This window comes from Pseudoalteromonas sp. SANK 73390, assembly GCF_054966645.1.
Map to the genome: position 1 here is coordinate 1 of NZ_ARPN01000101.1, position 9,768 is coordinate 9,768.

The 9,768-nt window shown below is 39.4% G+C and carries 7 protein-coding genes; 2 read left to right on the plus strand and 5 right to left on the minus strand.

The window, feature by feature from the left end; genetic code table 11:
• From SANK73390_RS11850 to SANK73390_RS11860, 3 genes are all read right to left on the minus strand, one after another.
• Positions 1 to 962 (minus strand): toxin TcdB middle/N-terminal domain-containing protein (locus SANK73390_RS11850; protein ID WP_462766211.1); only part of this gene is annotated, 962 nt, incomplete at its 3' end.
• Positions 962 to 4,654, minus strand: a complete 3,693-nt coding sequence (locus SANK73390_RS11855; RefSeq protein ID WP_462766212.1) for a SpvB/TcaC N-terminal domain-containing protein — start codon at positions 4,652 to 4,654, stop codon at positions 962 to 964. The genes SANK73390_RS11850 and SANK73390_RS11855, both read right to left, overlap by 1 nt.
• A 30-nt stretch (positions 4,655 to 4,684) precedes the next feature.
• A complete protein-coding gene (locus SANK73390_RS11860) occupies positions 4,685 to 5,080 on the minus strand; it encodes a hypothetical protein (RefSeq protein WP_462766213.1) in 396 nt (131 codons plus the stop codon).
• Between the two features lie 205 nt (positions 5,081 to 5,285).
• Here SANK73390_RS11860 and SANK73390_RS11865 point away from each other — a divergent pair, with 205 nt between their 5' ends.
• Complete coding sequence (locus SANK73390_RS11865) at positions 5,286 to 5,627, plus strand: hypothetical protein (protein WP_462766214.1); 342 nt, start codon at positions 5,286 to 5,288, stop codon at positions 5,625 to 5,627.
• A gap of 86 nt (positions 5,628 to 5,713) precedes the next feature.
• Here SANK73390_RS11865 and SANK73390_RS11870 read toward each other — a convergent pair whose 3' ends face one another.
• Positions 5,714 to 6,526: a hypothetical protein gene (locus SANK73390_RS11870; protein ID WP_462766215.1), complete on the minus strand. Its 813-nt coding sequence runs from the start codon at positions 6,524 to 6,526 to the stop codon at positions 5,714 to 5,716.
• Between the two features lie 399 nt (positions 6,527 to 6,925).
• A complete protein-coding gene (locus SANK73390_RS11875) occupies positions 6,926 to 7,498 on the minus strand; it encodes a hypothetical protein (RefSeq protein ID WP_462766216.1) in 573 nt (190 codons plus the stop codon).
• Positions 7,499 to 8,326: 828 nt separating this feature from the next.
• Between SANK73390_RS11875 and SANK73390_RS11880 the strand changes: the two genes are divergently transcribed.
• A complete protein-coding gene (locus SANK73390_RS11880; protein ID WP_462766217.1) occupies positions 8,327 to 9,100 on the plus strand; it encodes a class I SAM-dependent methyltransferase in 774 nt (257 codons plus the stop codon).
• Positions 9,101 to 9,768: the final 668 nt, after the last annotated feature.

Genomic DNA, 9,768 nt, shown 5'->3' on the forward strand with positions numbered 1-9,768 from the left:
AACGTGCTAGCCACTTTATATATGTGCGAAACGCCTGCCACATTATACGCTGAGTTTTTACCCCACAAATAGTCTGCAAAGCTAATTGCGTTGATTTCTGACGTTGCATCTTTGAGCAACTCACTACTACGCGCTTCATAATCTGCCACCTTAAACTGCGCTTGACGCGTAAGCCTACCTTGATATGGAAATATCTGGTTAAAGTCAGATCGGGTAACAACCCCTAACGTAACATCTTTTTCAATCACCGACTTAAAGCCCATAAAGCCTCGGCCTTGAGCGTTATACATGGCACCAAAGTAGCCATACTCTTTGGTGTTTGTGCCGCCAATACCATTGCTTTGGATAAATTTATTCACCACATACATGCTTGACGCAAAGTTAAAATAGCCTGCGTCGTTATCTTCGTTGGTTGCACCTGTTTGGTAATTAACCGATGAACTGGTGAGTGGACGTTGTGACCATTCAGAGATCACGCCAACGCCATTTTCTACCTTTTGCAACATATCAATTGGTGCGTAGTCAGCGCCGGTTGCGCCCGTACCTGCACCGTAGTTACGGTTGATGTAAACGCCTAAGGTGTCAGCGTACTGGCTGAAATCTGTTGCAACCTGTTCGTCACCTAGTGAGTTTCTACCCCATAAAAAGAAATAGTGATTAAACACAAAGCTACGCAAGCCTGTTCCATACACATCAACAAAGGCTGAGTCGTAGGCGCTACCGATTAAATCGGTTGCTACTTTTGTTATGGCAAACGTACCATTTGAGTTTTTACTAAATTTAAGCGCGTCAAATTGATAAATGCTTTTGTCATTGCTCTGTGCATCTATTGGAGACTGTGCTGCACCTACCCCTCCTTTTCCAGGAAAGTAATCACTATATATATTTGCACCGCAGCGCCTTTCTGCTTTACCCGCATTGGTTACTTGATGGCATGACTCGTAAACTCGGGTTCCCGGCATCAGTAACTCAGGTATACCATCGTAGTCAATATCCTCAACCTTGAACGCGGCATAGTATTTAGGAATATCTCGTGTATCAGTACCATCTGAGCCATTACTGAAAGTTTGTCGCCGATTCTCAATACCCGCATTGCCTTCAAGTGTATGCGCCGCACTAAAGTTAACCCCCCGCCTTGGTTTAAACGATAGGTCAAACTGTGTTTGATACCTCCAGAATTTCCGCCTATCCAATCAGGTAATCCATCGCCGTTAATATCGATAAAATAACTTAAATTTGGCGTAAACACTGAGGTGTCTTCAAATTTAATTGGTGAGATTATCTCCGTGTTGAAATTATCATCACCTAACCAAAACTTAACAGGCAAAGGTTGTATGTGTGCAGGCTCATCGGAACCTGCACTCACCCCTGTATCACTCAACATCACATCTAATGTACCATCGCCCGAAATATCACCCACAACACTTATTTCGCTTGTCAGTGCATGTGATGACCTCCCCATATTCGCAACGTCTAACTGCCATGAGTGTGAGGCTGAGCTAAGGTAAGGCTGCGATAAATTTTTCGTATGTAAATACAGCTCAACAACAGGATGTGACTCCATGTCAGTGCTATCACCCACATAGACTAAAATGTCTGGGTAACCATCGCCATTAAAGTCACCAATTTGGCGGATATGACTGTCATCTAATCCCACTCTAATGTCAGTTGGCATGGCTATACCCGTATTAAAATCATCACCCGAGCCGCTAAATGTTAGCTTTAATACACCTGATTCAATAACCCACTGATCGCTTTTACCATCTTGGTCAAAGTCGCCATCATGGCATTCGTGTTGCCTAGTAAAAATATTCTGTCGACAGGCGTTAAAGGTCATATTGTGTTGCGTTGAATTCCCTTCGGAATCCACGTAGTACCCTTGCCAATCACGTACCCCATCTGCGTTATGGTCACCTCGCGGTAACACCGACGACAACGTTTCAACGCCCTGATAAAGCATTGTACCGTTAGCATCACTCATTGGCTCAAATTCAAGTTTTTGTGCGCTGCTGTTTTGCCATGCAAATGTGGTGGCTGGTAAGCACTTAGAACCCACACACATATTCACGGTTTTTAATAAATCACGGCCAGATATATGACTGGTTTCATAAGTTAAGTTATAAGTACGTACTTTGGTGCTGGTATTGGTGTAGGCGATAATGGTTTTTAGCTTTTGGGTCGACTCATAATAGCCACCTGCAATATACCCAGAACGTTTATTGGCTTTATCTTCATACACAAACTGCACATGCTGTTGACCTTTATCGGTAAAACTATTGCCAGTGTAAAAGATTTTGGTGAGCAAACGTTCGCCAGCACCAAACAATTCATAAATGTAATGCACATAGTTTTTGACGGTTGCATCATGCTGATGACTAATAAGCCAAGTATGAACTAACTCTTTCTTTTGATGAATAACACGCGTGTCGTCACCTGGGCCAAAATAAGCCGATGTGCCATCTGCATACTCAGCAGTAAATGACGATCTATCGGTATTAAAGTTACCGGATTGAGTAACCCGTACAAAGCTTTCTATTTCGGTTCTATAAACGGTAGCGTCTTCACCATAATTACCCGATACAGCAATTAAACGTTGGCCATCTAAACACAGTTTATCGTTGCTGTTGTATTGTGGATTTTGGGTAAAACCATCTTGCGCATACGTGGCGCTACAACGGCTTATTTGCGAGCCTGCCGACAAACTCACACCCACACCAGCAATACCATTGCCCGCACGTGAAGAGTAATTTAGCGACACCTTAGGCTGTACGCCATTTCTACCCGGCGCAATTTGAATGGGCAGGTTATAACTGGCCGCACCGCCGTTTACGCCCGCAGAGCCGGGCAACGTGCCTACGTCATCAGCAGTTGGGGCTGAGATATCATGCAATCTAGTGTCGTTGATTGCACCTGTGAAGGTATCTGCATAGTCTCTATTACGCTCAATCTCTACGATATTGCTCCATACCCCGCAGCGATCATTATTAGTACAACCGCGAATGCGCACTATATATTCATATTTAGAGAACAGCTCAGGCTGCAACGATATTGCAAGCTGTGTTCCCTTTATCTGAGGATGACGTAACCAACTACTAACCCCCTGCTTACACTCATTTTCACATTCTGCATATTCCAATTGATAAAAATCAACCGCGTTCTCAGGAGCCAACCACGTCAATTGACGCTGGGTTTTATCATAATTTAACGCAATTTTTCCAACTGGAGTGAATTTATTAAAAAAGTCTGCAGCAAATAAATCAACTGATAAGTTGCGAGCTTGCCATGATAAGTCTGATAGCCCATTTGGGCTACGTAATGTAATAACAACATCATTAGTGTTTACATTAACACTACACTCTAATGGCTTATCTAATTTTGTAAGCTGTGCGTTACTAAATTCATCGGCTGATATAGCTTCAAGTGCATAATCTATCAGGAAGTTATTCTGTGGTGTTATTTTCCATTGTTGCTGTTTTAAATAAGATTGTGAACCATAGGGGATCAAAGATACACCAGGTATTAGCTTAGTCTTACTGTGTTGTGCTACTCGCTGCAAATAGTAACTATATCCATCGGTATAGATACTTAAGTTACTGAGTGAACCACTACATTTGGTATTTTTTTGCACCTGCACGCGTGGTGTTGAACTCGATACTTCATAACATTTTTTAGAGTCACATGATCTTACTCGATAAGCATGCTCACCTTGCGCTGGCGCGACTTCTATATATTCAGGATTACTTGTTTGTGCAACTTCAAGCCATTGGCTGCCATCAAGTGAGCGCTCAACAACATAGCTCACTTTTTCTGTTTGTGATATGACCGCTTCCCAAAAAACCTTGATGCTATTAGTTGGATAAAGCTGGGATGAGTTAGGATTAGGCTCTAAAAATGCATGTACATTATTTGGTGCTTCAAGACCACCTACACCATTAGAGGGAGCGGAGTATTTTGAACAAGTATCGCTGTTGGTTTTAATACACGCTCTGACTTTATAGCGTGATGTTGTATTATCAACTTTGGTGAGGTTTGCTTGAGTACCTGTACTGGTCATTACATGCTGGTAGTCATCGCCATTTTTACTTTCAAACAGCTCATACTCAAGCTCAGTTGATAATGTGCGCCCCGTTAGAGCACTCAAAAAACGCTGCACTTTTGTTGTTTTTTGTGGTGTAGCATTGTTATTGAGCGATGTTTGCGACCAGTTTACTTCAACCTCATTACCGTTTTGCGTTGCAGTCACACTGCTAGGCCCTTTCGCTAACGCATTAACCAAAATAGGATGAGAATAAACAAAGTTCGTACAATCAGTACCTGTATTACATGATTGAACTCGATAATGATAAGTACCTGAGACCGATGTTGATTGGTTAAAGTAGTCATTATTACCCTGATAGACTATTTGCCAATTTGCACCCGCATTAAGACTTTGCTCTAACACAAAGTTGTTGCTGTGCCCAGCCATCTGCCAGTTTAATTGGTAATCACCGGTATCACTTCGTAATGGTAAACTTATCGAACCCCTATGCATAGAAGGTGCATCGTCCATAAAATAGTCAATTAATATAGGGAGATATAAATCTTCTGCCAAACTCTTTAATGGAAAGAACGAAGATAATGCAATGGTGCCTACTAACAGGTGTTTCTTAATCATAGGGATTCTTAGGTTTTGTTATTATTAATTTTATAAATCGTGAAAGCCTGCAACATTACTTTGCAGTTGAATTGCTGATAGCTCTCTTGCTGTTAGTATTTTTCTATCCGAAATAATAAAGTAACGAACAGGTAAGTTGTTTGCTTTGGCCATAAAAGCAATTGACATCATAGCATTAAATACCGCTGGCTCTTTCGTTGCCGATAGATAAGCATAAAGACCGCCCCCCATTCCACAGTTGTATAACTTACCGCTGGCGTCTTTGAAACTAATTAACATAGTGCCACTTAATTCCGGCACATCAGGGCGCTCGGCTTCTATTGCTATGGTATCAATATAAGCATCGGCACACTCAACAATTGATGCCATGCTTTTCCAAGGCGCTAGCACCAATAACGTTGACAATATTACTAGCCACTTTTTCATAGATATTCCTATTTGCTGTAAAGGAGGATTATGTTTTAAAATTACCATGCATTACTTGCTCGTAAATAATTACGACAGCACCGTGATAATTAACTATTACTCAATAAAAAACTTTCCCATTGTACCGATTAGAACCACTCGACACAATAAAAAAGGCCAGTATAATAGCGTTTTACTCAAATTTAATATACACATGGTTAAACACATGAAATACATAGGCACCTTTAAAGTATGTAGCATCTTCATTGCTTTTTTAGCAATGAGCAATAGCGCGGCGGCTGCATCTTTAATCGAGCAGGTTAAGCTTCAGGAGAACTTGGCTATCATTACTGTAACCCCTGAAAAGCAAACAGGTACTTTAGGGTGTGTTGAACAAAACAAGCAGCATCAATGGGGGCTTGATATTTCCACAGTTAAAGGACAAAAGCTATATGCTTTATTGCTTGGGGCAATGTCAGATCAAAGTAACGTTGAGTTAATTACAGGTTGGGACTGCGAACACACACAAGGCTATGAGAGGCTCTCTGGTATTGCTATCAAAAAGTAATATACCTTGCAAAATATTCAAGCAACGCTGAGCTAACGGTTGCTTGAAAGTTCATTGCACATCTGTCACTACAGATGTTAACAATTTTATTTAATAATGCATAAATCACTACCACATAATGGATGAATAGCGGGCTCTAATGCATGGTATTTGTCTGGCTTGCCCGCAGCTATACACCTGTCTGCTCCTTGTATCCAATAAAGTTGGGTATGAGTCAGCGCTGATGCAGGTTTATTTAAATTGGCTTGCATAAAACCATTAACGTTATACTCTTCAGATTGATAATATTTTACACGCAAATACCTATCAGTCTGGTTGTTTGTAAATAAGTAAGGGTTACCCTTACAGTTTGGGTCCGCAAACATGATATTACCACCTGGATCAGTTTGCATGAAATAACTATTAATAACCGTTGGGTTATTAACTGGTGCATAAGTCACACTCCCAGTATGACCTGCTTGTGTGGAAGCCACAGCACTTATCACTACCCCAACTTTAGTCACACCATCAGCTTTGTATAAATGTACTTTACCGCTGCCTGTATCTGCGGTATTCCCGCTTTCATTTGGTACTTGCAAACTTAAACTAGACACCAGCTCAATTTGCTCATGACATGCTTGCGCACTTGTGACTATCACTTTTTGGCTTTTAGCAACCGCAGTCATAAGCATGGTATACATCGCTTTACCACGCGTATCATTAATATAAAAAGCCCACTGTTCGCGAAGCGCAGCAGAAGAAGTAACACAGTTAGGCAAAGAATGTGACTTTACCTTATGTAATGAAAAACGAACTAAGTCTTCTTGCAACTCAACAGATTTTACTGCAGCAGGTATATTTGCAAACACGCTATTTGTCATAACGCTAACGCAAGCAAAAACGAATAAACGTAAATACATAGGTTTCCTTTTTTAGTGTAATTAAGTGTTAATTAATTTTGAAGAATACTGTGGCAGCCAGCTCCTGACTACATTATAGAGCTTATATCTATACTCTTTTAGCAGTATAATCACTCATCACATTTCGTGACTGGTGTTGCCACAAAATATGATCCAACATCTATCTACAAGGATATTCAAGCAATATTGAGCGACTAACAATTTGGAAGTACATTTTATCTGTCACTACAAGTAATATAAACCTTATTAAATAACCGATAAGCCGGTTAATTTAATAAGATAAATACTCACCAAAAAACAACCTAATTTAGAGAGAGCATTTATCAGTGAAGCATAACTTATAACTCATTCAGTAACATTACAAATGCCGAGTAAAATCAAAACTAAACAGTGGTTTCATCATTTTTTAATAACACAAGCATAAGTATAACTCCATTCATCACCACTTATACTGCGTGGTCGTGGTATGTGATTAGCGGCCCATAAGACCTGCGTAGAGTTCACGCACGTATAACCGTTTTTATGTTGAACATAATCTTGACCGGCTTCATCCTGCAGCGTCATTTTACGCGCACATTGTTTTGCACAACTAATTAAACCTACTATTTTTATTGCTGGCTCAGTAGTAATGGGTGTCGATTTGCTAGCTGGTAATGCTATTATCATTTTAGCTCTTTCATAGCCCGGCTTAGCATTACAATCATTTGCACTTTCTACACTAATACTGCTCTTACTGGCATATGCAGCAACCAACAAAGTATAGAGCCCTTTTCCCGTAGCGGCGCCTAAATCTATTGACCACTTATCAGCGACTGCCGAGTTAATACATGATATTCGCTCACCAGATTTAGGCTGTGATGTTGAAAACGCGGCATAATAACCATCAGTTTCCAAAGAAGTTATATGTTGAGCTGATACTGTTTGTGTAGCAAACGATAAAGCTAAAGTAAGTGCAGCGAATGAAGCTTTCATATTTGTTAAATTTTATAAATTCCTATTTCGCAACAATTGTACCTAAAAAAACAAAGAGTCCACCCTACTCATATTCATTCTATATAAGCAACTGTGAACCAGTTCTATACAAAACTGTTCTTTATAGATTTTTATTTAATAATGCAAAACCACCAACAATCAACAAGACAGTCAACATATCAAAAAATGGACACGCAAAGCCAGCTCCTTCGATATTGTTTTACGCCAAAAGTACATCTTTTCTACTATTTTTAGTTTTATCCGAGGGTTTAAGTGATAATTGAAAAAAGTTAGGCGCGGCTTTGCCTACTTTATCAGCATGATTGGTGTTAAGTGTTTTGTGTTGTTGAGTTATTTAAGCGAATAGCTTTCACATTAGCTGATGCTGGTTCACCGTTTTACTTCTAAATGTGTACTCTAAATGTACATAGTAGCCATCAAGCTTATTAGGTCGCCCTTCAGCCCTTTTAAACACTTTGCTAAATTGTGTTGTAAGCTTTAACCAGTTTTCAGGTGCACTGTTTATCACTCTATCTTGTTTGTTCTAGCAGTTGTAGAAAAGCTCTTTGGTAACTTGAAATATAATTGGTTACTAAATAAAAGCTGCTCAGCCAACTCGTGATCACATCAAACATTGTGTTGCTGAATATGAAGTATTACAATCAGGAAAAGTTGCACTTAGCTAATAACGTTCAGTCACCAATAATATGTGAAAATCCTTTAAGCAAAGTCATCGGCTGGAGTTGACCAGAACAATGAAGCCAGTGGTATTAAACACGTACAATTACCTCTATAATCACCAAAAATGCTGATATTATAAAACCCAGTATGCATGACTTAGAACGAGACACACACCAGCAATATTTGATAGATACAATACATACATCCGGCACTTCACTTTTTGTGTATGAAAACGCTCAGCATCGATGGCTAACTTTTTCAGACAACCTCATTCAAGGGGTAATGTATTTACCGCAACCTGAACAGCTCGTTACACCAATCTGCCAAGCATTAATGTTGTTTTTACTCACCGAACAGCCTTCATATACTGTATTAAATTTAGGCTTAGGCACTGCTGCCATAGAACGCAGCCTGCACTATATACATAAACAACAATTTGCAAATATAACTGACTGTGTTAGCGTTGAACTAAGTAAAAATGTAAGTAATTGCGCTAAAAAACACTTTAATTTTAAGCCTATGACGCTAATTCATGAGGATGCCCACGTATATATCGATACTACACACACTAAATTTAACGTGATCACCATGGATATTCTATCTACATATCATGACAATAACTTTTTACTACCACCGCAATTTTGGCAAAAAGTCACACACACATTATTACCCAATGGGCAAATACTATTTAATTTAAATCCTGATTCCGAAGATGCCTTGATCCAACTGCTAAAGCATATTCGTCCACACTTTAGCGCCATTGAAATTATAGAGTTTCATAATTATAAAAATATCGTAATACGCGCACAAAAATCATCGCATATGATGTTGTGTCAGCATGGTATAAAAAATAATAAACTCTTTGCTAAAATAGCGCCAAAATTCTTACACAGTGTAAAAAATATATTCACAGTGCAGTAAATCAGCCCCGTATTTGCCGAAATTTTATACTGGGCAAGAGTATGAAAACACATTATAAGTTCAATACCTTCTCAATATAAGCTGTACTGCGCATCGCTTTCTACTTGCCAATGTTGTCATGCTAACATTAATAACTCTTCGGCCGTCAGCTCTGCTGAGCTAATTTAGGCAATAAAGTGCCTTTGATTTGTGTAAGTTACGCTTTTTGGTTTGCTTGCACTGCAAGTAAATAATTCGCATTTTTATCGAAGATTGCTTTAGCTATTGATTTTTGGCATCCCCTTGCACCTGTCGTTACTAAAATAGCCTTTTATTTATAATAATGTTAGAAGCTCTGGTAACGCACTTATTTCATATGATTTTTTATCAACCAAAGCTTGCCATAATACTAGCCCATTTTTACATGCAAACGCACTAATTATGAGCCGCGCATTTCACCTATCGGGTTGATTAAAGAGCCTTTTAATCACTTATCATTAATGGCAACGACCTCTCTGTGTTAGCTTACAGCATGCTATCACCCAAGATGAAAATGAATTTTGAAGTTGTGGTATGTCTATTCGGATAATTACACGAGCAATAGAGACTAAACAACGAGACTAAACAACTAGACTAAACAACTAGACTAAACAACTAGACAGCCACTATTATAAACTAGACAAACAACT

Excerpts from the sequence above, each read along its gene's own strand:
- SANK73390_RS11875 (WP_462766216.1), bottom strand. The coding sequence starts at position 7,498 with ATGAAAGCTTCATTCGCTGCACTTACTTTAGCTTTATCGTTTGCTACA.
- SANK73390_RS11860 (WP_462766213.1), bottom strand. The coding sequence starts at position 5,080 with ATGAAAAAGTGGCTAGTAATATTGTCAACGTTATTGGTGCTAGCGCCT.
- SANK73390_RS11880 (WP_462766217.1), top strand. The coding sequence starts at position 8,327 with ATGCATGACTTAGAACGAGACACACACCAGCAATATTTGATAGATACA.
- SANK73390_RS11870 (WP_462766215.1), bottom strand. The coding sequence starts at position 6,526 with ATGTATTTACGTTTATTCGTTTTTGCTTGCGTTAGCGTTATGACAAAT.
- SANK73390_RS11855 (WP_462766212.1), bottom strand. The coding sequence starts at position 4,654 with ATGATTAAGAAACACCTGTTAGTAGGCACCATTGCATTATCTTCGTTC.
- SANK73390_RS11865 (WP_462766214.1), top strand. The coding sequence starts at position 5,286 with ATGAAATACATAGGCACCTTTAAAGTATGTAGCATCTTCATTGCTTTT.